The organism is Clavibacter sp. A6099 (assembly GCF_021919125.1).
Classification (GTDB): domain Bacteria; phylum Actinomycetota; class Actinomycetes; order Actinomycetales; family Microbacteriaceae; genus Clavibacter; species Clavibacter seminis.
In genome coordinates this window covers 1,028,504-1,055,238 of the sequence record NZ_CP083439.1, presented here as the reverse complement: position 1 = coordinate 1,055,238, position 26,735 = coordinate 1,028,504, and the positions used below count along the sequence as shown (strand labels likewise).

Annotated in this window: 26 protein-coding genes and 1 riboswitch; of the genes, 17 read left to right on the top strand and 9 right to left on the bottom strand. The window is 74.9% G+C overall.

Annotated features, from left to right (window positions below):
• Positions 1–10 precede the first annotated feature (10 nt).
• The 12 genes from KYT88_RS05020 to KYT88_RS04965 all read left to right on the top strand — a co-directional run bounded on the left by KYT88_RS05020 (position 11) and on the right by KYT88_RS04965 (position 13,138).
• Positions 11–856 (top strand): exodeoxyribonuclease III, encoded by an 846-nt coding sequence (locus tag KYT88_RS05020; RefSeq protein ID WP_043584530.1) that lies wholly within the window; start codon positions 11–13, stop codon positions 854–856.
• 90 nt (positions 857–946) lie between these two features.
• A complete protein-coding gene (gene trpS / locus KYT88_RS05015) occupies positions 947–1,960 on the top strand; it encodes a tryptophan--tRNA ligase (protein WP_043584528.1) in 1,014 nt (337 codons plus the stop codon).
• Positions 1,957–2,721 (top strand): HAD family hydrolase, encoded by a 765-nt coding sequence (locus tag KYT88_RS05010; protein ID WP_043584526.1) that lies wholly within the window; start codon positions 1,957–1,959, stop codon positions 2,719–2,721. Before trpS ends, KYT88_RS05010 begins: the two co-directional genes overlap by 4 nt.
• A gap of 65 nt (positions 2,722–2,786) precedes the next feature.
• Positions 2,787–2,931, top strand: a riboswitch (FMN riboswitch).
• Positions 2,932–3,001: 70 nt separating this feature from the next.
• Positions 3,002–4,072, top strand: a complete 1,071-nt coding sequence (gene ribD / locus KYT88_RS05005) for a bifunctional diaminohydroxyphosphoribosylaminopyrimidine deaminase/5-amino-6-(5-phosphoribosylamino)uracil reductase RibD (protein ID WP_043584524.1) — start codon at positions 3,002–3,004, stop codon at positions 4,070–4,072.
• On the top strand, positions 4,072–4,734 hold the full coding sequence (locus tag KYT88_RS05000) for a riboflavin synthase (RefSeq protein WP_043584522.1): 663 nt from the start codon (positions 4,072–4,074) through the stop codon (positions 4,732–4,734). The genes ribD and KYT88_RS05000 overlap by 1 nt, the downstream gene beginning before the upstream one ends.
• A complete protein-coding gene (locus KYT88_RS04995; protein WP_043584519.1) occupies positions 4,731–6,080 on the top strand; it encodes a bifunctional 3,4-dihydroxy-2-butanone-4-phosphate synthase/GTP cyclohydrolase II in 1,350 nt (449 codons plus the stop codon). The genes KYT88_RS05000 and KYT88_RS04995 overlap by 4 nt, the downstream gene beginning before the upstream one ends.
• The gene (ribH, locus tag KYT88_RS04990; RefSeq protein WP_043584517.1) at positions 6,077–6,559 is read left to right on the top strand and encodes a 6,7-dimethyl-8-ribityllumazine synthase; all 483 of its coding nucleotides are present in this window, start codon (positions 6,077–6,079) and stop codon (positions 6,557–6,559) included. Before KYT88_RS04995 ends, ribH begins: the two co-directional genes overlap by 4 nt.
• Before the next feature lie 101 nt (positions 6,560–6,660).
• Positions 6,661–7,563, top strand: coding sequence for an ATP-binding cassette domain-containing protein (locus tag KYT88_RS04985; protein ID WP_237583795.1), 903 nt, complete (start codon positions 6,661–6,663; stop codon positions 7,561–7,563).
• Positions 7,560–8,387, top strand: coding sequence for an ABC transporter ATP-binding protein (locus KYT88_RS04980; protein WP_043584515.1), 828 nt, complete (start codon positions 7,560–7,562; stop codon positions 8,385–8,387). The genes KYT88_RS04985 and KYT88_RS04980 overlap by 4 nt, the downstream gene beginning before the upstream one ends.
• Positions 8,384–9,787, top strand: a complete 1,404-nt coding sequence (locus KYT88_RS04975; RefSeq protein WP_043584514.1) for an MFS transporter — start codon at positions 8,384–8,386, stop codon at positions 9,785–9,787. The genes KYT88_RS04980 and KYT88_RS04975 overlap by 4 nt, the downstream gene beginning before the upstream one ends.
• Positions 9,777–11,345: an ABC transporter substrate-binding protein gene (locus tag KYT88_RS04970; RefSeq protein WP_043584686.1), complete on the top strand. Its 1,569-nt coding sequence runs from the start codon at positions 9,777–9,779 to the stop codon at positions 11,343–11,345. Before KYT88_RS04975 ends, KYT88_RS04970 begins: the two co-directional genes overlap by 11 nt.
• Positions 11,345–13,138 (top strand): ABC transporter permease subunit, encoded by a 1,794-nt coding sequence (locus tag KYT88_RS04965; protein ID WP_237583794.1) that lies wholly within the window; start codon positions 11,345–11,347, stop codon positions 13,136–13,138. Before KYT88_RS04970 ends, KYT88_RS04965 begins: the two co-directional genes overlap by 1 nt.
• On the opposite strand, the gene KYT88_RS04960 is transcribed toward KYT88_RS04965, so the two are convergent.
• Positions 13,135–13,458 carry a hypothetical protein gene (locus KYT88_RS04960; protein ID WP_043584512.1) on the bottom strand — a complete coding sequence of 108 codons (324 nt, stop codon included), beginning with the start codon at positions 13,456–13,458 and terminating at the stop codon, positions 13,135–13,137. The two genes, KYT88_RS04965 and KYT88_RS04960, sit on opposite strands and share 4 nt — an antisense overlap.
• Before the next feature lie 216 nt (positions 13,459–13,674).
• On the opposite strand from KYT88_RS04960, the gene KYT88_RS04955 reads away from it, so the two are divergent.
• Both KYT88_RS04955 and KYT88_RS04950 read left to right on the top strand, forming a co-directional pair.
• Complete coding sequence (locus KYT88_RS04955; protein ID WP_043584510.1) at positions 13,675–15,090, top strand: MFS transporter; 1,416 nt, start codon at positions 13,675–13,677, stop codon at positions 15,088–15,090.
• Between the two features lie 104 nt (positions 15,091–15,194).
• Positions 15,195–16,601 (top strand): MFS transporter, encoded by a 1,407-nt coding sequence (locus KYT88_RS04950; RefSeq protein WP_043584508.1) that lies wholly within the window; start codon positions 15,195–15,197, stop codon positions 16,599–16,601.
• Positions 16,602–16,645: 44 nt separating this feature from the next.
• Here the strand turns inward: KYT88_RS04950 and KYT88_RS04945 are convergent, their stop codons facing one another.
• Positions 16,646–17,362 carry a hypothetical protein gene (locus KYT88_RS04945; RefSeq protein WP_237583793.1) on the bottom strand — a complete coding sequence of 239 codons (717 nt, stop codon included), beginning with the start codon at positions 17,360–17,362 and terminating at the stop codon, positions 16,646–16,648.
• Positions 17,363–17,469: 107 nt separating this feature from the next.
• Here KYT88_RS04945 and KYT88_RS04940 point away from each other — a divergent pair, with 107 nt between their 5' ends.
• A complete protein-coding gene (locus tag KYT88_RS04940; RefSeq protein WP_043584506.1) occupies positions 17,470–18,024 on the top strand; it encodes an MOSC domain-containing protein in 555 nt (184 codons plus the stop codon).
• An 11-nt stretch (positions 18,025–18,035) separates the two neighbouring features.
• Positions 18,036–18,233 (top strand): hypothetical protein, encoded by a 198-nt coding sequence (locus KYT88_RS04935; RefSeq protein WP_237583792.1) that lies wholly within the window; start codon positions 18,036–18,038, stop codon positions 18,231–18,233.
• A gap of 10 nt (positions 18,234–18,243) precedes the next feature.
• On the opposite strand, the gene KYT88_RS04930 is transcribed toward KYT88_RS04935, so the two are convergent.
• The 5 genes from KYT88_RS04930 to KYT88_RS04910 all read right to left on the bottom strand — a co-directional run bounded on the left by KYT88_RS04930 (position 18,244) and on the right by KYT88_RS04910 (position 24,521).
• Positions 18,244–19,383, bottom strand: coding sequence for a LacI family DNA-binding transcriptional regulator (locus tag KYT88_RS04930; RefSeq protein ID WP_043584503.1), 1,140 nt, complete (start codon positions 19,381–19,383; stop codon positions 18,244–18,246).
• A 109-nt stretch (positions 19,384–19,492) separates the two neighbouring features.
• Positions 19,493–21,355 (bottom strand): glycoside hydrolase family 3 protein, encoded by a 1,863-nt coding sequence (locus KYT88_RS04925; RefSeq protein WP_043584501.1) that lies wholly within the window; start codon positions 21,353–21,355, stop codon positions 19,493–19,495.
• A 32-nt stretch (positions 21,356–21,387) separates the two neighbouring features.
• A complete protein-coding gene (locus KYT88_RS04920; protein ID WP_043584499.1) occupies positions 21,388–22,296 on the bottom strand; it encodes a carbohydrate ABC transporter permease in 909 nt (302 codons plus the stop codon).
• A gap of 11 nt (positions 22,297–22,307) precedes the next feature.
• On the bottom strand, positions 22,308–23,249 hold the full coding sequence (locus KYT88_RS04915; protein ID WP_043584497.1) for a carbohydrate ABC transporter permease: 942 nt from the start codon (positions 23,247–23,249) through the stop codon (positions 22,308–22,310).
• A 3-nt stretch (positions 23,250–23,252) separates the two neighbouring features.
• Positions 23,253–24,521 (bottom strand): extracellular solute-binding protein, encoded by a 1,269-nt coding sequence (locus KYT88_RS04910; RefSeq protein WP_051629259.1) that lies wholly within the window; start codon positions 24,519–24,521, stop codon positions 23,253–23,255.
• Between the two features lie 229 nt (positions 24,522–24,750).
• On the opposite strand from KYT88_RS04910, the gene KYT88_RS04905 reads away from it, so the two are divergent.
• The gene (locus KYT88_RS04905) at positions 24,751–25,272 is read left to right on the top strand and encodes a helix-turn-helix transcriptional regulator (protein ID WP_043584494.1); all 522 of its coding nucleotides are present in this window, start codon (positions 24,751–24,753) and stop codon (positions 25,270–25,272) included.
• Here the strand turns inward: KYT88_RS04905 and KYT88_RS04900 are convergent.
• Both KYT88_RS04900 and KYT88_RS04895 read right to left on the bottom strand, forming a co-directional pair.
• Positions 25,244–25,810, bottom strand: coding sequence for a DUF6301 family protein (locus tag KYT88_RS04900; RefSeq protein WP_051629258.1), 567 nt, complete (start codon positions 25,808–25,810; stop codon positions 25,244–25,246). The two genes, KYT88_RS04905 and KYT88_RS04900, sit on opposite strands and share 29 nt — an antisense overlap.
• A gap of 5 nt (positions 25,811–25,815) precedes the next feature.
• Positions 25,816–26,640: a ribokinase gene (locus KYT88_RS04895; RefSeq protein ID WP_237583791.1), complete on the bottom strand. Its 825-nt coding sequence runs from the start codon at positions 26,638–26,640 to the stop codon at positions 25,816–25,818.
• Between the last annotated feature and the right edge of the window lie 95 nt (positions 26,641–26,735).

The window sequence follows — 26,735 nt, the reverse complement described above, 5'->3', positions numbered from 1 at the left end:
GATCGTCTCCATGCCCTCGAACCTCCGCGTCGCGTCCATCAACACGAACGGCATCCGGGCCGCGTTCCGCAAGGGCATGGGCGACTGGCTCGCCACGCGCGACGTCGACATCCTCGCCATCCAGGAGGTCCGCGCCGAGACGAGCGACATCGAGGGCCTCCTCGGTCCCGAGTGGAACGTGCTGCACGACGCCGCGACCGCCAAGGGCCGGGCGGGCGTCGCCATCGCGAGCCGCCGCCGGGCCGAGATCCACCGCGTCGCGATCGGCGAGGAGGACTTCGACAGCGCGGGCCGCTGGCTCGAGGCCGACTACGACGTGGACGGCACCATCGTCACGGTCGTGAGCGCCTACGTGCACTCCGGCGAGGTCGGCACCGCCAAGCAGGACGAGAAGTGGAAGTTCCTCGACGGCATGGAGCGGCGCCTGCCCCAGATCGCCGCGCACTCCGAGCTCGCCGTCGTGGTGGGCGACCTCAACGTCGGCCACCGCGAGCTCGACATCCGCAACTGGAAGGGCAACGTGAAGCGCGCCGGGTTCCTGCCGCGCGAGCGCGCCTACCTCGACCGCATCCTCGGCGCGCGCGGCGAGGAGATCGAGGGCGTCGACGGATCCACCGGTCCCGGGCTCGGCTGGGTCGACGTCGGCCGCCAGCAGGCCGGCGAGGTCGACGGCCCGTACACGTGGTGGAGCTGGCGCGGCAAGGCGTTCGACAACGACACCGGCTGGCGCATCGACTACCAGCTCGCGACCCCTGCCCTCGCCGAGAAGGTCGTGGGCTACGCGGTCGACCGCGCCGAGGCGTACGACCAGCGATGGTCGGACCACACGCCCGTGGTCGTCGACTACGCGATCTGACCCGTCGCCCGCATCCCGCACTCCCCTCCCCCTCCGCGCCGCATCGGCGCCCCGCGAGCGTTCCGCGCTCCCCCTCACGAAGGCATCGCCATGACCGCACGTCCCGTCCTCTTCTCCGGCATGCAGCCGTCCGCCGACTCGCTGCAGATCGGCAACTACATCGGCGCGCTCCTCCAGTGGAAGGAGCTGCAGACGAGCCACGACGCCGTGTTCTGCGTCGTCGACCTGCACGCCATCACCGTCCCGCAGGATCCCGCCGCCCTCCGCGCGAGCACCCGGCGCACGGCCGCGCAGTACATCGCGGCGGGCATCGACCCGGCCGTGTCGACGCTGTTCGTGCAGTCGCACGTGTCGGCGCACACCGAGCTGGCGTGGATCCTCAACACCCTCACCGGGTTCGGCGAGGCCAGCCGCATGACCCAGTTCAAGGACAAGTCGCAGAAGCAGGGCGCCGACGCGACGACGCTCGGGCTCTTCGCGTACCCGACGCTCATGGCGGCCGACATCCTGCTCTACGGCACCGAGGTGGTGCCGGTGGGCGACGACCAGAAGCAGCACGTGGAGCTCACGCGCGACCTCGCGAAGCGCTTCAACGGGCGCTTCGGCGACGTGTTCACGATCCCGGAGCCCATGATCCAGAAGGACATGGCGCGGATCTACGACCTGCAGGACCCGACGTCCAAGATGAGCAAGTCCTCCGCCTCCGACGCGGGTGTGGTGTGGCTGCTGGACGAGCCCGCGAGGACGGCGAAGAAGATCCGCTCGGCCGTCACGGACACGGACCGCGAGATCCGCTTCGACCGCGGCGAGAAGCCCGGCGTCTCCAACCTGCTGACGATCCTGTCGGCGTTCGAGGGCACGGCCGTCGAGGCGCTCGAGGAGCGGTACGCGGGCCGCGGCTACGGCGACCTGAAGAAGGACGTGGCCGAGACCGTCACGAGCGTGTTCGAGCCGATCCGCGCGCGGACGCTCGAGCTGCTGGACGACCCGGCCGAGCTCGACCGCGTGCTCGCCGGCAACGCCGCGCGCGCCGAGGAGCGAGCCGACGCCATGCTGGCGCGCGTCCACGACGCCGTCGGCCTCGTGCGGCGCGCCGGCCGATGACCCTCCGGCTGGTCCTCCTCGACCTCGACGACACGCTGGTGGACCACCGCGGAGCCGTGGCCGACGGGATCAGCGCGCACCTCGCCGCGCGCGGCCTCCTCGACGTGTCCGACGCCGGCGAGCGCGACCGGGCCGTCGCGCTCTGGGTCGCGCTCGAGGAGGAGCACTACCACCGGTACCTCGCGGGCGAGCTCGACTACCAGGGCCAGCGGCGGGCGCGCGTGCGCGGGTTCCTGGCCGCGTGGGGATCCGCGGAGGCCACGGACCTGGCGTCCGCTCTCGCGGACGACGACGCCGCGACGGACGCCTGGTTCGGCGGATACCTCGCCGGGTACGAGGCGTCGTGGCGCGCGCTGCCCGGTGCCCTGGAGGCGCTCGACGAGATCGCGCTCCGGCACCCGGGCGTGCGGTTCGGCGTCGTGACGAACGGCGAGCGCAGCCAGCAGGAGCCGAAGATCGCCGCCGCCGGGCTCACCGCGCGCCTCTCCCCCGTGATCTGCTCCGGGGACCTGGGCTTCACGAAGCCGGATCCGCGCATCTTCCTGCTCGCGTGCGGGCAGGCGGGAGCGGATCCGGCCGACGCCGTGATGGTGGGCGACCGGCTGCGCACGGACGCGCTCGGCGGGGTCGATGCGGGGCTCGCCGGCGGCGTCTGGTTCGACGCCCTCGGCGACGGGGACGCTCACCTGCCGGCCGGCGTCGTGCGGATCACGGAGCTCGCGGACCTCGCCGACGCCGTGGACGTCGTCGGCGTCCGCTGACGGCGTAGGTCGCGGAGCGTCACGGGCCCCGGCCCCGCAGCCGCGTGGGCTAATCTCGACCCATACACGTGCTCCGGGGTCGGTGGAAATCCGAGCCGGCGGTGACAGTCCGCGAACGGACGATGCGCGACCGGGTCCCCGGGAGCCTCGTCCGCCGATCCGGTGGGAATCCGGGACCGACGGTGAGAGTCCGGATGGGAGGCGCACGCGGCGTCGGCGAGCCTGCCGGCGTCGAGGTCTCGTCGACCGCGCCCGGAGTCCGTCCACGGACGAGGACACCATGCACGACGACCCGACGGCACCGCACGCGGCCGCCCAGCGCGCGGCCGACGCGCACGCGCTCGAACGCGCGATGCGCCGCGGCCTCGAGCTCGCCGCCGAGGGTCCCGCGTGGGGCCCGAACCCGCGCGTCGGCTGCGTGATCCTCGACGCCTCCGGCCGCGTCATCGCCGAGGGCCGCCACCGCGGCGCCGGATCCGCCCACGCCGAGGTCGACGCGCTGCGGCAGCTGCCCGCCGGCGGGGCACGCGGATCCACCGCGGTCGTCACGCTCGAACCCTGCAACCACACCGGCCGCACGGGGCCGTGCGCCGCCGCGCTGATCGAGGCCGGGGTCGCCCGCGTCGCGTACGCGGTCGCCGACCCGGGTGCCGAGTCCTCGGGCGGCGCGGCCCGCCTCCGCGCCGCGGGCGTCGAGGTCACCGACGGCGTGCTCGCCGAGGAGGCCGCGGCGTTCCTGCGCGTGTGGCTCGGATCCGCCCGGCTCGGCCGCCCGTTCGTGACGGCCAAGTGGGCATCCAGCCTCGACGGCCGCATCGCCGCCGCCGACGGCACGAGCCGCTGGATCACCGGACCCGCCGCCCGGGAGGACGTGCACCGCCGCCGCGCCGAGGCCGACGCGATCCTCGTGGGCACCGGCACGGTGCTCGCCGACGATCCCGCGCTCACCGCGCGCCGGCCCGACGGGATCCCGTACCCGCACCAGCCGGCACCCGTCGTGCTCGGCGACCGCGCGATCCCGGACGACGCGGCCGTGCACCGGCACCCGCGGCGGCTCATCCGCATCGCGGGCCACGACCCGGCCGCGGCCCTCGCGGAGCTCGGCCGCCTCGGCATCCGGCACGTCTTCGTGGAGGGCGGCCCCACGATCGTCTCCGCGCTCGTCGCCGCCGGGCTCGTGGACGAGGTGGTCGCCTACCTCGCGCCCGTCCTCCTCGGCGGCCCCCGCACGGCTACCGGCGACCTCGGCGTGCCGAGCATGCCGGCCGCCCACCGACTCACCCTCATCAGCACGACGCGGCTCGGGGACGACATCCTCGTGACCGCGCGACCCACCACGGAAGGCCAGTGATGTTCACAGGGATCATCGAGGAGCGCGGACGCGTCCTCGCGCTCGACGCCGAGGGCGACTCCGCCCGGATCACGGTGGAGGCGCCGCTCGCGGTGTCCGACGCCCGGCACGGCGACTCCATCAGCGTCGACGGCGTGTGCCTCACGGTCGTCGCGCAGACGCCCGAGGGCTTCACCGCGGACGTCATGCGGCAGACGCTCGTGATGAGCTCGCTCGGCCGGCTCGGCGTGGGCGACCGCGTGAACCTCGAGCGCGCCGCGCGCGTGGGCGACCGGCTCGGCGGCCACATCGTGCAGGGCCACGTCGACGGCACGGGCCGCCTGCTCGCGACCACGCCGGGCGAGGCGTGGCGCATCCTCCGCTTCTCGCTGCCCGCCGAGCTCGCGCCGCTCGTGGTGGACCGCGGATCCATCACGGTGCAGGGCGTGAGCCTCACCGTGAGCGCGGTCAGCCCCACCGACACCCCCGATGCCGACGCCTGGTTCGAGGTGTCGCTCATCCCGGAGACGCTCACGGCGACGACGCTCGGCGCGCTCGAGCTCGGCGACGAGGTCAACCTCGAGACCGACGTGCTCGCGCGGCACGTGCAGCGGATGCTCGCGCTCGACGCACGCGACCGCGACGACGTGCCCAGCACCGGCACCGAGGAGGCGCGCGCGTGAGCCTCGCCGAGATCCCCGCCGCGCTGCAGGAGCTGCGCGCCGGACGGCCCGTGATCGTCGTCGACGACGAGGGCCGCGAGAACGAGGGCGACGTGCTGCTCGCCGCCGAGTCCGCATCTCCCGAGTGGGTGGCCTGGCTCGTCAGGCACTCGTCGGGCTTCATCTGCGCGCCCATGACGAACGAGATCGCCGACCGGCTGGAGCTGCCGCTCATGGTGGCCGACAACCGGGATCCGCGCGGCACCGCCTACACGGTCTCCGTCGACGCGGCCGACCGGCTCTCCACGGGCATCAGCGCGTCCGACCGCGCGCACACCCTGCGCGTGCTCGCCGACCTCGGCAGCGTGCCGACGAGCCTGCACCGGCCGGGCCACATCCTGCCGCTGCGCGCGGTGGACGGCGGCGTGCGCGAGCGCGACGGCCACACCGAGGCCGCGGTCGACCTCCTCACGCTCGCGGGACTCACGCCCGTGGGCGCGATCAGCGAGATCGTGCAGGACGACGGCGAGATGATGCGCCTCCCCGGCCTCCTCGCGCTCGGCGAGCGCGAGGGCGTGCTGGTCGTGACGATCGAGGCGCTCAAGGCGCACCTCGAGGAGTTCCACTGCGACCGGGCGCTCGAGCCGGCCGTCGCGATCCCCGAGGCGTCTCGCGTGATCTTCGAGGTCGAGACCACGGTCCCCACCACGCACGGCACGGTCAAGCTCCGCGCCTACCGGGACCGCACGACGGGCGCCGACCACGTCGCGATCGTCGCGGGCGAGCCGCGCGCGCACGGCACGCTCGTGCGCGTGCACTCGGAGTGCCTGACGGGCGAGGCGCTCGGATCGCTCAAGTGCGAGTGCGGACCGCAGCTCGACGCGGCGCTCGACGAGATCCAGCGCGACGGCGGCGTCGTCGTCTACCTGCGCGGGCACGAGGGGCGCGGCATCGGCCTCATCAACAAGCTGCGCGCGTACCGGCTGCAGGAGGACGGCTTCGACACGCTCGACGCCAACGTCGCCCTGGGCCTCCCGGCGGACGCGCGCGACTACGGCGCCGCCTCGGCGATCCTGCAGGAGATGGGGATCGAGGACGTGCGCCTGCTCACGAACAACCCCGAGAAGGTGCGGCAGCTCGAGGCGCACGGCGTGGAGGTGACCGAGCGCGTGCCGCTGGTCGTCGGCGTCAACGACGTGAACGCCGGCTACCTCGAGACGAAGCGCGACCGCATGGGGCACCGCATGGTGCTCGACACCGACATGCACATCGGACCCGACGCCTACCCGGACGCCGAGGCGCCCGACGGCCTGACCACCACGACGGCCGGCCCGGCCACCACCACCCCTGAGGAGGAGACCGCATGAGCGGACACGGAGCACCCGAGATCGACCCGACCGCGCTCGACGGGAGCGGCCTCCGGGTCACCGTCGTCGCCGGACGCTGGCACGACGAGATCAGCGCGGGCCTCCTCGCCGGGGCGCAGCGCGTGCTCGACGCCGCCGGCGCGACCACCACGGTGATCCGCGTGCCCGGGAGCTTCGAGCTGCCCGTGGTCGCGCGCGCGGCGCTCGACGCGGGGGCCGACGCGGTCGTCGCGCTCGGCGTGATCATCCGGGGCGGCACCCCGCACTTCGAGTACGTGTCGGACGCCGCGACCTCGGGCCTCACGCAGGCGTCGCTGCTCGCGGGCAAGCCCATCGGCTTCGGGCTGCTCACGCTCGACGACGAGCAGCAGGGCCTCGACCGCGCCGGGCTCCCGGGGTCGAAGGAGGACAAGGGCGCCGAGGCGGCCGAGGCCGCGGTGACGACGGCCCTGCTGCTGAAGGGGATCCGCGGGGCCTGACCTTCCGTCCGCTCGGTTTTGATATCGAGAACGGGTATCAGTAAGGTCGTCGGGAGCGCCGCCGGACCGCCCGGCAGCATGCGCGGACGGACGGGGGCCAGGTGCATCCCGCCCTCGACCTCCGCTCCCTCTCCATCGCGATCGACCGCGCGCCGCTCGTGCACGACCTCGATCTCCGCGTCGGGGCCGGCGAGCGCGTGGCGCTGGTCGGCGCGTCCGGGTCCGGCAAGTCGCTCACCGCGCAGGCCGTGCTCGGGACGCTGCCGCCCGGGTCGCGCGTGCGGGGCGTCGTCGAGCTCGGCGGCCGCGCGGTCGGGCCGGCCGCTCCTCGCCAGCGCCTCGGCCGCGTCGCCGCGGTGCAGCAGGACTCGCTCGCGGCGCTGAACCCGCTCGTCACGGTGGGCGCGCAGCTCGTCGCGGCGCTGCGCGCGAGCCGGGCCCGCGGATCCGCCGCGGACGGCGGGCTCCTCGCCCGCGGCGACGCCCGGCGCGAGGTCGTCGCCCTCCTCGCCGAGGTGGGCATCGAGGATCCGGAGGGAGCGCTCCCCGCCTTCGCCGCCGAGCTGTCGGGCGGCCAGCGACAGCGCGTCTGCCTCGCGCTCGCGCTCCTCTGCCGTGCCGACCTGCTGCTGGCCGACGAGCCGACGACCTCGCTCGACGTCGTGACGCAGGCGCGCGTGGTCGACGTGATCCGCCGCCGCCTCGACGCGACCGGCCAGGCGCTCCTCTTCATCACGCACGACCTCGCGGTCGCCGCGGCGCTGTGCGACCGGGTCGTCGTGCTCGAGGCCGGCCGCGTGGTCGAGGCCGGGTCGATGCGCGAGCTCGTGCGGCGGCCGCGGCACGCGTACAGCCGGGCGCTCGTGGCGGCGGCGACGCGGCGGGCGGGCGGCGGATCCCCGGACGGGGCGGCGGCGACGCGGCGGGCGGGCGGCGGATCCCCGGACGGGGCGACGGCGACGGCCTCCGCGTCGGCCCCGCTCGGCGCGGTGGCGGCCCGATGACCGACGCGCTCACCGCGATCGGGATCACGCACGGGTACCCGCCGCGGCGCGACCCGGCCGCGCGACGCGAAGCCCGGGCGGCCCGCGCGTCCGGAGCCCCCGGCCCGGCACCCGCGCTCGACGACGTCTCGTTCCGCGTGGCGCCCGGCGAGACGGTCGGGATCGTGGGCCGCTCCGGATCCGGCAAGTCGACGCTCCTGCGCATCCTGCTCGCGCTCGAGGCGCCGACCGCGGGCAACGTGGCGCTCGGCGACCGGGCCATCGCGCCCGGCCGCGCATCCGCCCTCCGCTGGTACCGGAGGCGCGTGCAGGCGGTGCCGCAGGATCCGGGCGCGAGCCTCGAGCCGCGCATGACCGTGCGGCAGCTGATCCGCGAGCCGCTCCGCCGCCTCGACGTGACCGGCGACCACGCCGCGATCGTCGCGCGCGCCCTCGACGACGTCGGGCTCGCCTCGTCGCTCGCCGACCGCCGGCCCCGCGAGCTGTCCGGCGGGCAGGCGCAGCGCGTGGCGCTCGCCCGGGCCATCGCGACCTCGCCGGGGATCCTCCTCGCCGACGAGCCCGTGAGCGGGGTGGACCTGCCGCTGCGGGACCGGATCATCGAGCTGCTCGGCGACCTCGTGCGCGAGCGCGGCCTCGGGCTCGCGCTCGTGTCGCACGACCTCGACGCCGTCGCGCGGCTCTGCGGGCGGAGCGTGGTGCTGGCCGGCGGGCGGATCGTGGAGGAGGGGCCGACCGGGCGCCTGCTCGCCGACCCCGCGCACCCCGCCACGCGCGAGCTCGCCGACGCCGTGCCGCGGCTGCCGGGAGCGCTCACCGCATGACCCTGTCCCACCGCGCCGCCCCTCCCCACGCCGCCGTCCTCCTCTCCAGCCAGCTCGTCTTCAACCTCGGCTTCTACGCGGTCGTCCCGTTCCTCGCCGTCGTGATGCGCGACGACCTCGGGCTCGGCGCCCTCGCGATCGGCCTGGTGCTCGGCGCCCGCACCTTCAGCCAGCAGGGCCTGTTCCTGCTCGGCGGGATGCTCGCCGACCGCTTCGGCCCGCGCACCCTCATCGCCGCGGGCTGCGTCGTGCGCGTGTCCGGCTACCTGGGGCTCGCGCTCGCCGCGGACCTCGCCGGCTTCCTCGTCGGCGCGATCCTCACGGGGCTCGGCGGCGCGCTGTTCAGCCCGGCGCTGCAGAGCCTCGTGGCGGCAGCGGACGCGAGGGGCCGCGCCACGCGACGGTCCGGCCGCCCGTCGCTGTTCGCCGCGCTCGTGCTGGTGGGCGAGATCGGCGCGGCCGTGGGTCCGCTCGCGGGCGCCGCCCTGCTCGGGCTCGGGTTCTCCGCGACCGTGCTCGTGGGCGCGGCGCTGTTCGCGGCCGTGGGGGTGGCGCTGTGGTGCGTGATCCCGGCGGACGCGGGGCGGGCCGTCGTCGCGTCGCCCATGGGATCCGCGCCCGTCGCCGGTGCCGACCCGGCGCCCGACGCCGCGCCCGCCGCCACCGCCGACCGCTGGGCCGCCGTCCGCGACCGCCGCTTCCTCGCCTTCTCCGCCCTCTTCGCCGTCGACCTCGTGGCCTACAACCAGCTCTACCTCGGGCTGCCGCTCGAGCTCGCGCGCGCCGGTGCGGGGACGGCGGCGGTCGGATCCGCGTTCCTCGCCGTCTCGCTCCTCACGATCGCGCTGCAGTGGCCCGTCGCCCTCCTCGCGAAGCGGCTCGGCCCCGGTCGCGCGCTCGCCTGCGGCTTCGCGACGACCGCGACGGGGTTCGCGGCGCTCGCGCTCGCGTCCGTCGTGCCGCCGCCCGCCGGTGCCGAGCTCATGCCCGCCGCGGTCCTCGTCGTCTGCCTCACGCTCGGCCACATGACCGCGGGCCCCGTGACGATGGAGCTCGTGCCGTCGTTCGCCGCCGGCCGCCCGACCGCGTCGTTCTACGGGCTGCTCGCGAGCTGCGGCGGCGTCGCCGTGCTCGTGGCCGGCGGCGTGGTCGGAGCCCTGCTCGACGACGCGCCCGCCGTCGCCTGGGGGATCCTCGCCGCGCTGCCCGTCGCGGCGGCCGTCGGCCTTCCCCGACTGCTGCCCGCGACCGTCCCCGCGCACGAAGCGCCCGACGCGCCCGCACCCGGCCCCGCCGCGTCCCCGCGCGCCACCCCAGCTCCCCCGACCACCACCCCCGATGCCCCGCGCATCGCCGCCGATGCCCCGCGCATCCCCGCCGAAGGACCCCATGCCCGCTAGACGCCCCCGCTCCGCCCGCCCCGCCCGCGTCACCCGCCCGGCTCGCTCCGCCGCGCTGATCGCGCTGGCCGCCGCGACGACGCTCGCCCTCAGCGGCTGCTTCGCCGCGAGCCCCGGATCCTCCCCGGGAGGCGCGCAGGACGGCGACGGCCGCATCCGCCTCGCCATGCTGCAGCCGCCGAGATCCGGCCTCACGCCCCTCAGCGACGACGCCTTCAAGCTCGCGCGGTGGAGCACGGCCGAGACCCTCGTGACCCTCGACGACCTCGGCGACGCGCAGCCGCAGCTCGCGACCGGCTGGACCCGCGTGGACGACCTGACCTGGGCATTCGACATCCGCCCCGACGTGACCTTCCACGACGGGACGATCCTCACGGCCGCGCAGGCCGCCGCCTCGCTCACCGCCGCCGCGACCGCGAGCCCGAAGCCGCGGATCCTCGACGGCGTCGACCTCACGGCCACCGCCGACGGCGACCGGGTCATCGTGCGCACCGCGACGGCCGACCCTCTCGTGCCGCAGCGCATGTCGAGCCCGCAGCTGGCGATCCTCGCGGCCTCCGCGTACGGCGCCGACGGCACCGTGTCCCCCGTCGGCACCGGCACGGGCCCGTTCCGCCTGACCGCGGTCGACGGCACGTCCTCCGCCAGGCTCGACCGGTTCGACGGCTACTGGGGCGGCCGCGCCGCGTCCGCCGGCATCGACGTGCGCTTCGTCCCCGACGGCACCGCGCGCGCCGCCGCCCTCCGCACGGGCACGGCCGACGTGGTCGAGGCGATCCCCGTGGGCCAGGCCGCGCAGGTCGATCCGCAGCTCCTGCACGAGGTCGCCATGCCGCGCACGAACACGCTGTACCTGAACACGCGGACCGGACCGTTCGCGGACCCGGCCGTGCGCGCCGCCGCCGAGGCCGCGGTCGACCGCGCCGCGCTCGTCTCCGGCGTCTACGAGGGCCGGGCAGACGAGGCCACCGGGCTCCTCGGCCCCGCGCTCCCCTGGGCCGCCGACCTCCGCGACGGCGCCTCCTACCGCGACGCGCTGGCGGGCCGGGCGACGCCCGCGCGGGTCGACGGCGTGCCCATCACCCTCGGCACCTTCACGGACCGCGCCGAGCTCCCCGAGGTCGCCGTGCAGCTCGAGCAGCAGCTGGAAGCGGCCGGCTTCGACGTGACCCAGGACGTGCGCGAGTACCAGTACATCGAGGCCGACGCGCTCGCGGGGAAGTTCGACGCCTTCATCCTGTCGCGCGCGACCGTGCTCGACTCCGGGGATCCGGCCGCCTACCTCTACAGCGACTTCGCCTGCCAGGGCTCGTTCAACATCTCGCAGGAGTGCGACCCCGCGGTCGACCAGGCCCTCGCCGAGGCGTCCGCGCTGCCGGCCGGGCCCGAGCGCCGCGCCGCGATCATGCGGGTCGAGGCCCTCGTGCTCGCCGACGACGCCGCGGTGCCGCTCCTGCACGAGCGCGTGATCCAGGGCGAGGCCGCCGGGGTGACGGGCGCCGTGCGCGATCCCCGCGAGCGCGCGCTCATCACGGTCGACACGCGCGTCGCGCGCTGATGGGCCGCGCGCGCGACGGGCTCGTCGTCGGGGCGTCCCGCGTCGTCGCGATCGGCGGCGTCGTGGCGCTCGTCGGCGCGCTGCCGTGGCTCTCCGGCCGCTCGCCCGAGTACACGATCCTCCGCGCGCGCTACGCCGACCTCGAGGCCACCCCGGAGGCGCTCGCGGCGGTGCGCGCGCAGCTCGGCCTCGACCGGGGGCCGCTGGCCGTCTCGCTCGACTGGCTCGCGGGCGTGGTCCGCGGCGACCTCGGCACGTCGTGGATCTCGGGCCGCCCGGTCCTCCCCGGCACCCTGGGCGCGCTCGGCGTCTCCCTCACGCTGATGGCGTTCGCGATCGCCGTCGCCGTGGGGGTCGCCGCGCTCCTGTGCGCGCCCGCACTCCGCGACGCGACGCGCGGGCGCCTGGCCCGCGGATCCGGCGCCCTGTCCGCCGCCCTCACGGCGCTCCCGGAGTTCCTGCTCGCGACCGCGCTGCTCGTGGTGGTCGCCGTCTGGCTGCGCTGGGCGCCGCCGTCCGGGTGGGACGGGCCGGCGAACGCGGCGCTCCCCGCGCTCGCCCTCGGGATCCCCGCGGGCGGGCTCGTCGGCCGCCTCCTCGCCGACGCGATCCGGGCCGCGTCCGCCGAGCGCTGGGTCGCGACATGGGCGATGGCGGGCCTCTCGCCCGCGCGCACGACCCTCGCGGTGCTGCGCCGCGCGCTGCCGTCGGTGCTCGGGCAGATCGGGCTCGTGCTCGTCGGCCTCACGGGCGGCGCGGTCGCGGTCGAGCAGGTGTTCGCGATCCCCGGCATCGGCCGCGCGACCCTCGGCGCGGCCGGCAGCCAGGACGTCCCCGCGCTCCAGGCGGGCGTGCTCGCGCTCCTCGCGGTCGCCGTCGCGGCCGGTGCGCTCGCGGATCTCGCCCGGCGCGCGCTCCTCGGCCCCGCCCTCCGCCTCGGATCGCTGCCCGTGCCCGACGCGCGCGTCCCCGCCCGTCCGCGCGACGCCGTCATCCCCGCGGTCGCGGCCGGGCTCCTCGCGCTCATCGTCGTGGCGGGCCTCGCGCGGGATCCCCTCGCCACCACCGCGGGCCGCCTCGCCCCGCCCTCGTGGGCGCTGCCGTTCGGCGCCGACGCGAGCGGCCGCGACCTCCTCGGGCGGGTCGGCCACGGCGCCGTCACGACGCTCGGCACGGCGCTGGTCGTGGTCATCGCCTGCTGCGCCATCGGGCTCGCGCTCGGCCTCCTGCCGCGCGCCGCGCTCGGGCCGATCGAGGTGGCGAACGCGGCCCCGCCGATCCTCGCCGGGATCGTGGTGGCCGCGATCCAGGGCCCGTCGAGCGCGGGGGCCGCCATCGCGGTGGCGGCCGTGGGCTGGGCGCCGCTCGCCGCGCACGCCGGGGCGCTGATGCAGGAGGCGCGCGCGCAGCCGCACGTGCGGATCCTGCCGGTGCTCGGCGTCGGACGCGCGCGGATCCTCCTCGCCCACCTCCTGCCCGCCGTCGTCGGCCCGGTCGTGCGGAACGCGATGCTGCGCCTGCCCGGCATCGCCCTCACGCTCGCGGCGCTCGGCTTCCTCGGCCTGGGCAGCGCCCCGCCGACGCCCGAGTGGGGCCTGATCCTCAGCGAGGGCAGCGCCTACGCGGAGCGCGCCCCGTGGGCGGTCGCCGCCCCCGCGCTCGCGCTCGTGCTGGCCGCGGTGCTCGCGGTGTCGCTCTCGGCACACGACCTGACGGGGCTGCTGAGGCGGCGACGCGGATCCGCCGCCGACGCGCGCCCGGCCGACGCGCCGGCGATGGTCCCGGCGGGCTAGCGCCGCTCGCCCGGTCCCTGGTCGTCCGGTCGCGGCGCCACCGGTCGCGGCTCCTCCTCCCGCGGATGCACGGCGACGCCGCCGTCCGCGTCCCACCTGAGCGCCTCCGCCTGGCCCTCCTCGGTCGGCTCCTCGGCGAGGCGGGCGCGCTCCTCGAGCTCCTGGTGCGTCCACCGACGCAGCTGCAGCACGCACAGCACGACGACCGCGACGCACGGGATGGCCAGGTACCAGTACCCGGTAGCGAGGGCTGCGAACACCCCGACGCCGCAGAGCTTCGCGAGCCCGGGCAGGACAGCGCGGCCGGTCTCGTGCTCCATGGGGCTCCTCGTGGTCGGCGGCGTCGCGGGTCCCGCCGGTCCGTGCCCAACCTACCGACCGCGCACAGCATCTCCCCGGGGGCGTAAACTCAGCTCCGCCATCACGAGTGGCTCCCTCGACTCCGCCGCACCCGGCGCCCGCGCCCGACCGGCGCGCCCGCCCCCTCCGCGCGCCCCTGCCGCTCACGCCGCACCAGCCGAAAGCCGTCTCCCCGCATGTCCACGACCCCCGCGGCCCGCACCGCCGCTCCGTCCACCGCCACCCCGCCCGCCGGGAACTCGCGCTCGCGCGTCATCATCGCGAGCCTCATCGGCACGTCGATCGAGTTCTACGACTTCTACGTCTACGCGACCGCGGCGGTGCTCGTCTTCCCCGCGCTCTTCTTCGCGAACGACGACCCGACCGTCGCGCAGCTCGCGTCCTTCGCGGTGTTCGGCGTCGCCTTCATCGCGCGGCCCATCGGATCCATCCTCTTCGGCCACTTCGGCGACCGGGTCGGCCGGAAGGGCACGCTCGTCGCGTCGCTGCTCACCATGGGCATCGCGACCGTGCTGATCGGCTGCCTGCCCACCGCGCTCACGCCCGGGTGGGAGGTCGCGGCCCCCGCGCTCCTCGTGATCATGCGCTTCGGCCAGGGCCTCGGCCTCGGCGGCGAGTGGAGCGGCGCCGCCCTCCTCGCGACCGAGAACGCGCCCGCCGGCAAGCGCGCCATCTACGGCACGTTCCCGCAGCTCGGCGCGCCCATCGGCTTCATCGTCGCCAACGGCGTCTTCCTCGCGCTGAGCCTCGGCCTCACCCCCGAGCAGTTCCAGGCGTGGGGCTGGCGCGTGCCGTTCCTCGCGAGCGCCGTGCTCGTGATCGTCGGGCTCTACGTGCGCCTGAAGCTCATCGAGACGCCCGCGTTCCAGAAGGTCGTCGACTCCGGCGAGGTCGCGAAGCTGCCCGTCGCGCGCGTGTTCGTCACGAGCTGGCGCCCGCTGATCCTCGGCACCTTCATCATGCTGGCGACCTACACGCTGTTCTACCTGATGACCACGTTCACGCTCACCTACGGCACCACGGCGCGCGACGCCGCGACGGCGGAGGCCGCCGCGACGAAGGCCGGCAAGACCTTCAACCCGGACACGTTCGCCGCGGGCCTCGGCTACGCGCGCAACGACTTCCTCATCATGCTCATCGTGGGCGTCGTGTTCTTCGGCATCTTCACGATGGTCTCGGGACCCCTCGCCGAGAAGCACGGCCGTCGCAAGATGCTCATCGCGACCACCGTCGGGATCCTCGTCTTCGGCCTGCTCTTCGTGCCGCTGTTCTCCGCCGGCTTCGTCGGCACGATGGCGCTCCTCATCATCGGATTCACGCTCATGGGCCTCACGTTCGGCCCCATGGGGGCGGTGCTGCCGGAGCTGTTCCCGACCAACGTGCGCTACACGGGATCCGCGATCAGCTACAACGTCGCGAGCATCCTCGGCGCCGCGGTCGCGCCCTTCATCGCGGTCGCGCTCTGGCAGCTGCTCGACGGGAACGTGCTGCTGGTCGGCGTGTACCTGAGCGCGATGGCGGCGATCACGCTTGTGGCGCTCATCATCAGCCGCGAGACCCGCGACGCCGATTACGCGGGGAACGTCAGTTGACACGCGTCATGTGAACGGCCGGCCCGGAGGGGCGGGGAGCGCCGGTACCGTCGGCGCGCCACGTTCGTGGCGTCTCCCCGTCCCTGAAGTCGGAAGCCACCGCCATGACCGCTGCCTCCACCGTCTCCCCGCCCGGCATCGCCCCGGCCAACCCGCGCTCGCGCGTGCTGGTCGCGAGCCTCATCGGCACGTCCATCGAGTTCTTCGACTTCTACGTCTACGCCACGGCCGCCGTGCTGGTGTTCCCCGCGCTGTTCTTCGCCAACGCCGACCCGGCGGTCGCGCAGCTGCAGTCCCTCGCTGTGTTCGGCGTCGCGTTCTTCGCCCGGCCCATCGGATCCGTGCTCTTCGGCCACTTCGGCGACCGGTTCGGCCGCACGCGCACGCTCGTCGCGTCGCTGCTCACCATGGGCATCGCCACCGTGCTCATCGGATCCCTGCCGAGCGGCCTCACGCCGGGCTGGGAGATCGCGGCCCCCGCCGCACTGGCCGTGCTCCGCTTCATCCAGGGCCTCGGCCTCGGCGGCGAGTGGGGCGGCGCGGCGCTGCTGGCGACCGAGAACGCACCGGCGGGCAAGCGGGCGATCTACGGCACGTTCCCGCAGCTCGGCGCGCCCATCGGCTTCTTCCTCTCGACCGGCCTGTTCCTGGTGCTCTCTCTCACGCTCTCCCCCGCCGACCTGCAGTCGTGGGGCTGGCGCGTGCCGTTCCTCGCCAGCGCCGTGCTCGTGCTCGTGGGCCTCTACGTGCGCGTGAAGCTCGTCGAGGCGCCGGAGTTCCAGGCGGTCCTCGACCGCGGCGAGACGTCGCGGCTGCCGCTCGGCCGCACCATCCGCACCGGCTGGCGGGGCCTGGTCCTCGGGGCGCTCGCCCTCCTCGCCATCTTCACGCTCTTCTACCTCATGACCACGTTCACGGTCACCTACGGCACGTCGCCCCGCACCGCGGAGGCCGCGCAGGCCGCCGCCTCCGCGGCGGGCAAGCCCTTCGACGCGGCCTCGTTCCACGCCGGGCTCGGCTACGCCCGCACCGACTTCCTGCTCATGCTCCTCGTCGGCGTCGTGTTCTTCGCGATCACCATCGTGGTCTCGGGCGCGCTCGCCCAGCGCCGCGGCGCGCGTCCCATCGTGGCCGTGAGCGCCGCCGGCATGGTCGTCTTCGGCCTGCTGATGGATCCCCTGCTCTCCGCGGGCCTGCCCGGCACGCTGATGTTCGTGATCCTCGGCTTCGCGCTCATCGGCATCGGGTACGGCGCCGTCGGATCCCTGCTGCCCGGCATGTTCGCCCCCGACGTCCGCTACACGGGCGCGTCCCTGGCGTTCAGCCTCGCGGGCATCATCGGCGGCGCGGTCGCGCCGTTCATCGCGACGTGGCTCTGGGACATCGGCGGCGGCGGCGTGATGCTCGTCGGCGTCTACCTCAGCGTCGCGTCCGCGATCTCGCTCGTGGCGCTCCTCGTGCTGCGCGAGCACGGCACGACCCGCGCCGCGGGCGGAGCCGACGCGGCCTGATCCCGGGCGGTCTCATCCGAGCGGGCGGCGGCGGACCGGCGGGCTCACCAGGCCCGGCGGATCGCCTCCGCCCGTTCGAGCATCGCCGCGGACCGGCCGTGGATCACGAGCCCGAGCGCGAGCGCGGCCGACGCCACGAGCGCCACGGTCGGCAGCGCGATGAGCAGCGGGGCCACCGGGATCAGCAGGTACGCGGCTCCGCCCGCATCCAGCAGCAGCCCGGCGATCGGGCCGAGCACCGCGTACGCCCCCGTGGCCGCCGCCATCACCGCGAGCGCGACGCGGGCGAGCGGCTCGAGCAGCCGTCCGCGCAGCACGACCACCGCGAGCACCACGAGGGCCGCGCCACGGACGAGGTCGAGCGCCGTGGTCAGCGTGATGAGGCCGGTCGACCGGAGCTCGTCGAGGGAGGCCGCCTCGGCGAAGGGCCGCATCGCCGCCTGCGCGGCCGCGATCGCCACGACCGCGGCCGCGTGCGCGAGCACCGCGACCCCGGCGGCGCGCGATGGCCGGAGGAGCCCCGGCTCCCCGCGCACGCCGCGGGCGAGCACCACGGCGGCGACCACCGTGAGCACGAGGCCGAGCACGTCGACGACGGGGCCCCGCAGCACGATCGTGGACTCCATGTCGGGCGTCGGCTGGATCCGGAAGCCGCCGAGGACCGCCGGCTGCAGCAGCAGCGCCCCCGCGGACGCGATGCCCGCGACCAGGGTCGTGCGCCGGGATCCGCTCATGGCCGTCGCGTGCATGGTCTCCCCCATCGCCGTCGATGCTCAGAACCTAGCGGGCCGCGTGTCTCCATGGGGGCCTCGGGCGGATCCCGCCCGAGGGCTCGCCGGATCCGCGATGCGCCGATATCGTCGCACCCATGCAGCCGTCTCCCGCCGCCCGGGTCGTCGCCGTCGCGCGCGACGACGCCCACCGCTTCTCCAAGCCCGTCCGCCCGTCGATCACGCTCCTCGCCGGCCTCGGCGTCGAGGGCGACGCGCACCTCGGCACCACCGTCCAGCACCTCTCGCGCAAGCGTCGAGACCCGGATGCGCCGAACCTCCGCCAGGTGCACCTCGTCCACGCCGAGCTGCACGACGAGCTGGCGGAGAAGGGCTACCAGGTCGGGCCGGGCGACCTCGGCGAGAACGTCACGACCGCGGGCGTCGCGCTCCTCGACCTGCCGACCGGGACGCGCCTGCACCTCGGCGAGGACGCCGTGGTCGAGCTGACCGGCCTGCGGAACCCCTGCATCCAGATCGACAAGCTCGGCACGGGCGCCATGAAGGCGGTGCTCGACCGCGACGCCGACGGGAACGTCGTGCGGAAGTCCGGCGTGATGGGCGTCGTCATCACCGGCGGCGAGGTCCGCCCCGACGACGCCGTCCGCGTGGAGCTCCCCTCGGGCGAGCAGCTCGCGCTGCAGCCCGTCTGATGGTCGCGGACATGAGGATCCTCGCGGCGACCCTGGCCGGGTCCGGCGCGCTCGTCGTCGCGGTCGCGCTGGGCGCCGTGATGGGCGGCATCGTGGGCGAGGAGCCGGCCGGCATGGAGATCGCCTGGTGGTTCGCCGCGGCCGGTGCCGCGCTCGCGCTGGCGGGTCTCGTCGTGGAGATCGCGCGCCGCCGGGGGCTCCGCCGCTAGGAGACCCGCGTCAGCCCCGGCAGCCGCAGCTCTCGCGCACCACGAGCTTCGTGCCGAGCCGCAGCGTCACGGGATCCGCCGGCTGCGTGCCCGTCGTCGTGTCGATGAGGATGCGGGCCGCCGCGCGCCCCATCGCCTCCATGGGCTGCCGGACGGTGGTGAGCCGCGGCGTCGCGAGGAGCCCCGCGAGGATCCCGTCGAAACCCGTGACCACGACGTCGCCCGGCACGTCCACGCCCTCCGCGCGCAGCAGGTCCACGAGCGCGAGCGCCAGCTGGTCGCTCGCGCACACGAGCGCGCGCGGCAGCCGCCCGGCGCGGAGGGCCGCGATGACGCCGCCGAAGCCGGATCCCTCGCCGAGCACCGTGTCGTCGAGCACCTCCGCGGGGGCGGCCACCCCGAGCTCCGCCAGCGCGTCGCGGTACCCCTGGAAGCGCTCGCGGTAGTCCCCGACGCTGGTCGCGCCCACGAAGCCCGTGTCGGTGATCCCGTGCTCCACCACGAGGTGCCGCACGAGCTCGCGCGCTCCCCCGGCGTTGTCGGACGTGACGCGGTGGTGCCCGTCGTCCGCCGGGGGGTAGCTGAACAGCACGATCGGCATGGCGAGCGAGACGCGCTTCAGCGACGCCGCGGCGGACGGCCCCGGGAAGATCGCGAGCCCGTCGACCCGGCCGGCTGACTCCGCGACGGCGGTGGTGGTGTCGCTGCCGCGGCTGAGCATGACCGGGCGGTCGTGGGCGCGGCACTCGAGCTCGAAGCCGCGGCGCACCTCGTCGACGTAGAGCGGGAACGCGCGCGGATCCGCCGCGATCTCGCCCGCGTCGTCCCAGGGGATGAAGGTGCGGCCGGGTGCGTACGGCGTCGCGACGGACGCGGGCTCGACGGACGCGTCGGGATCCGCGGGCTCGCGCTGCAGCGGCCGGTCGATGAGGAGGTCGAACGAGTGCAGCCCGAGCGCGCCCGTGCGGCCGCGGGCGAGGCCGCGGGCGGACGCGCTCGGCATGTAGCCGAGCTCGCGCGCGATCTCGAGCACGCGCTCGCGGGTGGCGGCGCTGATCTGGTCGGGCCGGCTGAACGCGAACGACACGGTCGCGATGGACACCTTCGCGCGTTCTGCGACGTCGTAGACCGTGGGGCGCCGGGGGCTCATGCGACCGTCCTCTCTCCTGGAAGCGTAGGCGAGGCGGGCCCGACCGACCGCGCCCCGACGCCGGGCGGAGCCGTCGCGGGTCCGATCGCGTGCGCCGGCGCCGGAGCGCTCAGAGGATCCGCAGGCCGTGGTGCAGCGGGTACACCGGGTCCTCGGTGTCCGACGGCACGTCCGTCCGCGAGGCCCGCACCGCGTCCATCGAGCGCGGGATCTCCACGGGCAGCCGGCCCTCGGGCGCGATCCGTCCCGTGAGCGCCGCGAGCACGGCGGCGTCGGAGCTGCCGTAGTCCACGGCGAGCGCGGCGGCGAACGGCACGAGCGGCGTCATGATCGCGGGCCGGTCGAGGTTCACCACCACCACGAGCGGGCAGCGGTCGGCGATCCGCCGGAGCCGGTGGACGAGACCGGGCGGGAACTCGAGCGACCCCTGGTGGAACCACGCCTCGAGGAAGAGGTCCGACCGCGGCTCGAAGGGGGCGCCGAGCCGCACGATCGCGAGGTCGGCGTCGTCGGGTCCCTCGGCCGGATCCGCCCAGCCGTCGAGCGACTCCGGCCGCATGCCCTCGACGTGCACGCGGAGCCGGGGCCCGTCGACGGGGAGCGGCAGCGTCGGCCGGCCATCGCGCTCCCGGTTCTCGAGCACGGTGACCGACGCGGCCTGCGCGCGGAAGCCGAGCTCGCGGAGGTCCGCGCGGCCGACGATGCGCTCGGCCTCGTCCTCGTCGACGTACGGGTCGTCGAAGAGACCCAGGCGGAACTTCACGAGCAGCAGGCGCCGCACCGACTCGTCGATGCGCGCCTCCGTGACACGACCGGAGGCGACGAGGTCGAGCAGCACGTCGACGCACTCCTCCCCGCCGAACTGGTCGCAGCCGGCCTGGATGATGCGCTCCATCCGCTCGTCGGGCGTCAGCTCCTCGACGCCCCACGCGCGTGCCGGCAGCACCTGGTCGCCGACGTGGTTGTCGTTCACGAGCTCCCAGTCGGTGACCACGACGCCGTCGTAGCCGAGCTCCTCGCGCAGCAGCCCGGTGATCACCTGCCTGTTGAAGCCGAAGCCCACCGGCTCGATCTCCTCGCCGTCGCGCACGAGGCCCTCGGGCATCCCGTAGTACGGCATCATCGCGGCGGTCCCCCGCGCGATCGCCTCGCGGAAGGGCGCGAGGTGGTACTCGAACATGCCGCCCGGGTACACCTGCTCGCGGCCGTACGGGAAGTGCGCGTCCTCGCCGTCCTTCTGCGGGCCGCCGCCCGGGAAGTGCTTGGTGGTGCAGGCGACGCTCGCGGATCCGAGCTCGTCGCCCTGGAACCCCCGGAGGTACGCGGCCGTGAACTCGGCCACGCGGTCGGCGTCGTGGCCGAGCGTCTGCGCCTGGCGTCCCCAGCGCGGCTCGGTGGCGAGGTCGATCTGCGGGTGCAGCGCCGCGCGGATGCCGACGGCCACGTACTCCTGCCGGGCCGCGTCCGCGAACGCGCGGATCGCGTCCACGTCGTCGAGCGCCGCGAGGCCGAGCGCCTCCGGCCACTGCGAGAACGGGCCGGCCGAGAAGGCGACGCCCGCGTTCTCGACGAAGGCGTGGCGCGGATCCGTGCTCACGGTCACGGGGATCCCGTGCGGCGTCGACTCCGCGAGCTCCTGCAGCCGGTTGCTCCAGCGCGCGGCCTGCCGGGCCGAGCGGATCTCGTGCACGTTGAAGTGGTTCATGGCCTTGCCGACCACGACCTCGGTGGTGCCGGACTTCGAGATCGCGCCCGGCTCCTCCTTCAGCTCGCCGTCGGCGCCGACCTCGATCACGGTCTGGAACATGAGGCCGGCCTTCTCGGCGAGGCTGAGGCGCCCGACGAGGTCGGCGGTGCGCTCCTCGGGGGTCAGCCGCGGATCCTCGTAGGGCGCCATCACCCCGTCGCCGTCGAGGTCGCGGAACCGGGTGCCGTCGGGGGCGGTGAGGAGCGTGCGCGGGGCGCGGGGCATGGGGGTCTCCAGGGGTCGGAGGCGGGAGGTGGTCACTTGAGGCCGGCGGTCGCGACGCCCTGGATGAAGTAGCGCTGCAGGAACACGAACAGGGCGAGGATCGGCGCGATCACGAGCACGGATCCCGCGAGCAGCAGGCCGTAGTCGGTCGCGTTCTGCCCGGTGGAGTACAGCGACAGGGCGATCGGCAGCGTGTACATGCCCTCGGTCTGCGCGGCGACGAGCGGCCAGAGGAAGTTGTTCCACGAGGCGAGGAACGTGAGGATCCCGAGGGTCGCGAGCGGCGGCCCGCACAGCGGCATGACGATGCGGGAGAAGATGCGGAACTCCCCCGCGCCGTCGAGGCGCGCGGCCTCGATGAGCGCCTCGGGGATCCCGAGCATGAACTGCCGCATGAGGAACACCCCGATGGGCGCCGTGATGAACGGGAGGATGAGCGCCGCGTACGTGTTCACGAGGCCGAGCCCCGAGACCATGACGAACAGCGGGACGAAGGTGACGACGCCCGGCACCATGAGCGTCACCATCACGGTGAGGAACAGGATGCGCTTGCCCGGGAACTCCATCTTCGCCAGCGCGTAGCCGACCATCGAGCAGAACACGAGGTTGCCGAGCACCGTGACGAGCGCCACGACGAGGCTGTTGGAGAAGAACGTGCCGAAGTCGAGCGGCCCGAACCACTGCGCGAAGTTGTCCGCGACGGGATCCTGCGGCCACCACGTCGGCGGACGCTGCAGGATCTCGCCCTGCGTCTTCACGGAGCCGAGCGCCATCCAGATGAACGGGAGGAGCCAGACGCAGAGGACGGCGGCGAGCACGACGTAGACGATCGCGCGGGCGCGGCGCCCGCGGTCGGTGCGGCGACGACGCGGCGGGGCGCCGGTCGCGGCCTGCGCGGCGACGGCGGCCGTCGCGGCGGGGGCGGATGCGGTGGTGGTCATGCGCGTGCCTTTCAGTCCTTCGACCGCAGCAGCCGGAACTGCAGCAGGCTGAGCAGGGCGATGGCGAGGAAGAGGACGTAGCTCGCCGCGGAGGCGAGGCCGTACTCGCCGAAGCCGAACTGCCGGTACGTGTAGTACGCGACGGACAGCGTGGAGTCGAGGGGGCCGCCGCGGGTCATCACGAACGCCTCCTCGAAGAACTGCAGGAACCCGACCGAGATGAGCACGGATCCGAGCAGCAGGGTCGGGCGGAGCAGCGGCAGCGTGACCGAGATCAGCCGGCGCCAGGGGCTCGCGCCGTCCATCACGGCCGCCTCCTGGACCTCCTCGGGCACGGCCTGCAGCCCGGCCAGGAAGATGATCATCAGGGTGCCGACGTTCCGCCACACCGCCATCACGACGAGCGAGGGCAGCGCCCAGGTGGTGTCGCTCAGCCAGTTGGGGCCGGTGATCCCGACCAGCGCGAGCGCCGAGTTGAGCAGCCCGTCCGGCAGCAGGATGTAGCGCCACACGACCGAGACCGCGACGATGCTCGTCACGACGGGCGCGTAGAAGCCGACGCGGAAGAACGACACGATGCGGCCGCGACCGGAGTTGAGCGCGAGGGCCAGCGCGAGCGCGATGACCATCGTGACCGGGATCCCGACGACCACGAAGAAGGCCGTGACGCCGATGGAGCGGAGGAACGTGGCGTCCGTGAAGAGCTTCGCGTACTGGTCGAGGCCCGTGAAGTCCACCGCGAACGGGGAGCGGATGTCGGTCGCGCGGAAGTCCGTGAACGACATGGCGAACGAGCTGACCAGCGGCACGAGCATGAAGACCGCGAAGACGGCGACGAACGGGAGGCAGAAGCCCCAGGCCACGATCGCCTGGCGGCGGCGCTGCCGGGCGACGAGCGGGGACCGGGTGCGGCCGGGACGGGTCCCGGCCGCACGGGGAGCGGTGATGGCCAACGGCTACTCCGCCGAGCCGATGGAGTCGGCGTCCGACTGCAGCTTCGCCAGGGCGTCGGGCACGGTGGCGGTGCCGCGGCGGATCTGCTCGAGCGCCGAGTCCGCGGCGGATCCGACCTTGACCCAGTTCGTGCTCACGGGCACCGACTTCGCGGTCTTCAGCTGCTCGCCGAAGGCGGCGAGGGTGGGGTCGGACTGCAGGGCCGGATCCTGCCAGGCGGACTGCGACGCGGGCAGGTCGCCCGTGGCGGCGTACCAGGCCGCCTGCGTCTCGGGCTGGCCGAGCCAGCGCGCGAGCTTCCACGCGGCGTCCTGGTTCTTCGCCTGGTCGAAGACGACGAGGTTCGCACCGCCGCTGAACGACGCCGAGGTCTCCTTCGCCGGGAGCACCGCGGTGGCGAACTTCGAGGCGAAGCCCTCGCCGCCGACGGCCTTCAGCTGGCCGATCTCGAAGGGGCCCTCGATGAGCATGGGCGTGGATCCGTCGACGAACGAGGCCTCCTGCGCGCCGGACGAGACGTCGACGTCGGGGTCGGCGATGCCGTCGGCGAAGAAGCTGCCGTAGTACTCGTACGCCTCCTGCATCTGGGGGGTGTCGAGGGTCCACTTCGCGCCGTCGGCGATCTCGGCGCCGTTCGACCACGGCATCCAGAGCGTGCCCTGGAACGCGTCGTTGCCGGCGGGGAGGCGGATGCCGTGCGCGGCGCCGGCCTTCGTCTGCATGTCGGACGCCATCTGCTTGAGCTCGTCCCAGGTGGTCGGCGCCTTCGTCCAGCCGGCCTTCGCCGCGAGGTCGGTGCGGTAGTAGAGCACGCGGGTGTCGACGTACCAGGGGATGCCGGCGGCGCGGTCCTCGACGGAGTTCGTGGCCAGGGAGCCGGGGAAGGAGTCGCTCGCGTCGACGTCGGTCGGCACGGTGGTGAGGGCGTCGGCGAAGTCGGCCATCCAGGTGGTGCCCATCATCGCGATGTCGGGGGTGGTGCCGCCGGCGATCGCGGTCTGGAACTTGTTGTGGGCCGCGTCCCACGGGATCGCCGTGACGTCGACCTCGACGTCCGGGTTGGCGTCCTCGAAGGTCTTCAGGAACGCGGGCAGCGCCTCGCCCTCCGCGCCCATCGCCCACATGGTCACCTTGCCCTTCGCGGGCTCGGAGCCGAGGGTGGTCGCGGCTGCCGGACCGGATCCCTCGTCGGCGGACCTGCCGCAGCCGGTCAGCGCGACGGTGGCCGCCAGCACGGTCGCGACCGCGCCGAGACGCATGGATGTCTTCACGTGTTCCTCCTTGAACGAAGCGCCCGCGTCGCGAGCCGGTGAGTTACTTATGCGCATAAGAAGCGCAGCGCGTCGAGCATCTCATGGACCCCGTGCAGGGGGCAAGCGCGGGATCCGGCGGCCTCCGTCCGCGCCGTCGCGCGGGTGTCGCCCCGTTGTCGGGCGGATGTCGTGGGCCTGTCGGGTCCGCGTCGTGGTGCGGACCGCGTCCGGCCGCCAGGCTGGCCCCATGAACGAGACACGGGTGGCGGACCTCCGCCGCGAGCGGGGTTGGACGCAGGACAGGCTGGCCGAGGCCAGCGGGATCACGGTGCGCACGGTGCAGCGGCTGGAGGCCGGGAACGACGCGAGCCTCGAGACGCTGTCGCTCGTCGCGAAGGCGCTGGAGGTGCCCGTGCGGGACCTCTTCGGCGCCGTCGGCGCGGACGACTTCGGCCGCACGGTGTCGGCACTCGACGACCGCGCGGAGCGTCAGCAGGAGAAGCGCGACCAGGCGGTCGACGGCTACCGGTCCCTCTACTCCGGGGTCGGGATCGTCTGGACGCTGCTCGTGGTGGCCGGCATCGCCACCCATGTGCTGCCCGGTGTCGCGGCGCTCCTCATCGGGGCGTACTGGGCCGGCGGCGCGCTGCTGTCGCGGTTCCTGCTCCGCGTCGTCGTCGGCCCGCGCCTCGACAGGGCCTACCCGCTGTCCCGCGACCGCTCGTTCGACGAGGAGGCGGTCAGGCGGGGTCGGCGGCTTCCGCGGTGACGACCGGGGCTCCGCCGCCCGCGGCCGCCTCGGCGCGCGCGGACCGCTCGCGGTGATCCACCCACACCATCACGCTGCTGTCGACGCGCTCGAAGAGCTGGACGCTCACCTCCAGCTCGCCGACGTCCCAGAGCACGGGGCTCGACTGGCCCTCGATCGGCGAGCGGGAGCGGCCGAACACGGCGGCGAGGGCCGCGACGAGGGCGTCGTGGTGGCGCCGGACGAGCGGATCCCGCGGGCCGCCGTGCCGCGCCAGGTGGAAGCCGACGCTCGCCACCTCGCCCGCGTGGGTGCCGTACGAGAGGTGGTGGACGGCGTCGGGTCCGCCCGTCAGGGCGCGGAGATCCGAGTCGGGGGCGTACGCGTCGATCTCCCCCGCCGGGCGCACGCCGAGGGCGGCGAGCATGCGCTCCGCGTCCGCCGCATCACGCGGCCATGGCGGCGAGACGAGCGCGCGGACGAACGCGACGACGGCGGCGGTCGCCTCGTCCGGATCCGGATCCGGATCCGGATCCGGATCCGGCGCCGCGTCGGCCACCGGGATCAGTCGTCCGCCGGCTGCGCGCCCTGGCGCTGCACGACGACCGCGGCCGCGTCGGCCGCGACGACCAGGGCCGCCTCGCGGTCGGCGCCCGCGGCGAGCGCGGAGGCCAGCGCGCCGCAGAACGCGTCGCCCGCGCCCGTGGTGTCGACGACGCGGGAGACCTTCGACGCGGGTACCTCGACGTCGCCCCACACCGCGCCCTCGGCGCCGAGGGTGACGAGCAGCGACGCGGGCGCGGGCGTGCCCGATTCGCGGAGGAGCCCGGCCTCGTGCTCGTTGACGACCACGGGATCCGCGAGCGCGAGCACATCGGCGGGCAGCGCGGCGAAGGGCGCGAGGTTGAGCACGACGCGGGCGCCGGCGGCGTGCGCGCGACGGACGCCCGCGGCGACCGTGTCGAGGGGCAGCTCGAGCGAGGCGAGCAGGACGTCGCCCGCGGCGAGCGCGTCGAGCGGATCGAGGTGGGCGTCCGTCACGCGCCCGTTGGCGCCGGGCGCGACGATGATCGTGTTCTCGCCGTCGGCGTCCACCGCGATGATCGCGAGGCCCGTCGTGGCGCCATCCACGGTGACGAGGCCGGACACGTCGATGCCGCGGTCGGCGAGGCGCGCGCGGTAGGCGGATCCGTCGGCGTCGTCGCCCACGGCACCCACCATGGCGACCTCGCCGCCGGCGCCCGCGGCGGCGACCGCCTGGTTCGCGCCCTTGCCGCCCCAGAGCCGCTCGGGGTCGGATCCGATGAGCGTCTCCCCCGGCTGCGGGTGCCGCTGCACGCGCACCACCTGGTCGACGTTGAGCGATCCGAGCACCACGACGCGGCCCATGGGCACCTGCCTCCCCCGGCGCGTGGCCGGCCGCGCCCGGGTGGCGCTCTCGGCCAGGGTACCGAGCGGATCCACCCGCCCGGCACGGCCCGGGC

Bases quoted from the DNA above. Each gene is read 5' to 3' on its own strand.
- KYT88_RS05020 (WP_043584530.1), top strand. From the start codon at position 11: ATGCCCTCGAACCTCCGCGTCGCGTCCATCAACACGAACGGCATCCGG.
- trpS (WP_043584528.1), top strand. From the start codon at position 947: ATGACCGCACGTCCCGTCCTCTTCTCCGGCATGCAGCCGTCCGCCGAC.
- KYT88_RS05010 (WP_043584526.1), top strand. From the start codon at position 1,957: ATGACCCTCCGGCTGGTCCTCCTCGACCTCGACGACACGCTGGTGGAC.
- ribD (WP_043584524.1), top strand. From the start codon at position 3,002: ATGCACGACGACCCGACGGCACCGCACGCGGCCGCCCAGCGCGCGGCC.
- KYT88_RS05000 (WP_043584522.1), top strand. From the start codon at position 4,072: ATGTTCACAGGGATCATCGAGGAGCGCGGACGCGTCCTCGCGCTCGAC.
- ribH (WP_043584517.1), top strand. From the start codon at position 6,077: ATGAGCGGACACGGAGCACCCGAGATCGACCCGACCGCGCTCGACGGG.
- KYT88_RS04980 (WP_043584515.1), top strand. From the start codon at position 7,560: ATGACCGACGCGCTCACCGCGATCGGGATCACGCACGGGTACCCGCCG.
- KYT88_RS04975 (WP_043584514.1), top strand. From the start codon at position 8,384: ATGACCCTGTCCCACCGCGCCGCCCCTCCCCACGCCGCCGTCCTCCTC.
- KYT88_RS04970 (WP_043584686.1), top strand. From the start codon at position 9,777: ATGCCCGCTAGACGCCCCCGCTCCGCCCGCCCCGCCCGCGTCACCCGC.
- KYT88_RS04965 (WP_237583794.1), top strand. From the start codon at position 11,345: ATGGGCCGCGCGCGCGACGGGCTCGTCGTCGGGGCGTCCCGCGTCGTC.
- KYT88_RS04960 (WP_043584512.1), bottom strand. From the start codon at position 13,458: ATGGAGCACGAGACCGGCCGCGCTGTCCTGCCCGGGCTCGCGAAGCTC.
- KYT88_RS04955 (WP_043584510.1), top strand. From the start codon at position 13,675: ATGTCCACGACCCCCGCGGCCCGCACCGCCGCTCCGTCCACCGCCACC.
- KYT88_RS04950 (WP_043584508.1), top strand. From the start codon at position 15,195: ATGACCGCTGCCTCCACCGTCTCCCCGCCCGGCATCGCCCCGGCCAAC.
- KYT88_RS04945 (WP_237583793.1), bottom strand. From the start codon at position 17,362: ATGGGGGAGACCATGCACGCGACGGCCATGAGCGGATCCCGGCGCACG.
- KYT88_RS04940 (WP_043584506.1), top strand. From the start codon at position 17,470: ATGCAGCCGTCTCCCGCCGCCCGGGTCGTCGCCGTCGCGCGCGACGAC.
- KYT88_RS04935 (WP_237583792.1), top strand. From the start codon at position 18,036: ATGAGGATCCTCGCGGCGACCCTGGCCGGGTCCGGCGCGCTCGTCGTC.
- KYT88_RS04930 (WP_043584503.1), bottom strand. From the start codon at position 19,383: ATGAGCCCCCGGCGCCCCACGGTCTACGACGTCGCAGAACGCGCGAAG.
- KYT88_RS04925 (WP_043584501.1), bottom strand. From the start codon at position 21,355: ATGCCCCGCGCCCCGCGCACGCTCCTCACCGCCCCCGACGGCACCCGG.
- KYT88_RS04920 (WP_043584499.1), bottom strand. From the start codon at position 22,296: ATGACCACCACCGCATCCGCCCCCGCCGCGACGGCCGCCGTCGCCGCG.
- KYT88_RS04905 (WP_043584494.1), top strand. From the start codon at position 24,751: ATGAACGAGACACGGGTGGCGGACCTCCGCCGCGAGCGGGGTTGGACG.
- KYT88_RS04895 (WP_237583791.1), bottom strand. From the start codon at position 26,640: ATGGGCCGCGTCGTGGTGCTCGGATCGCTCAACGTCGACCAGGTGGTG.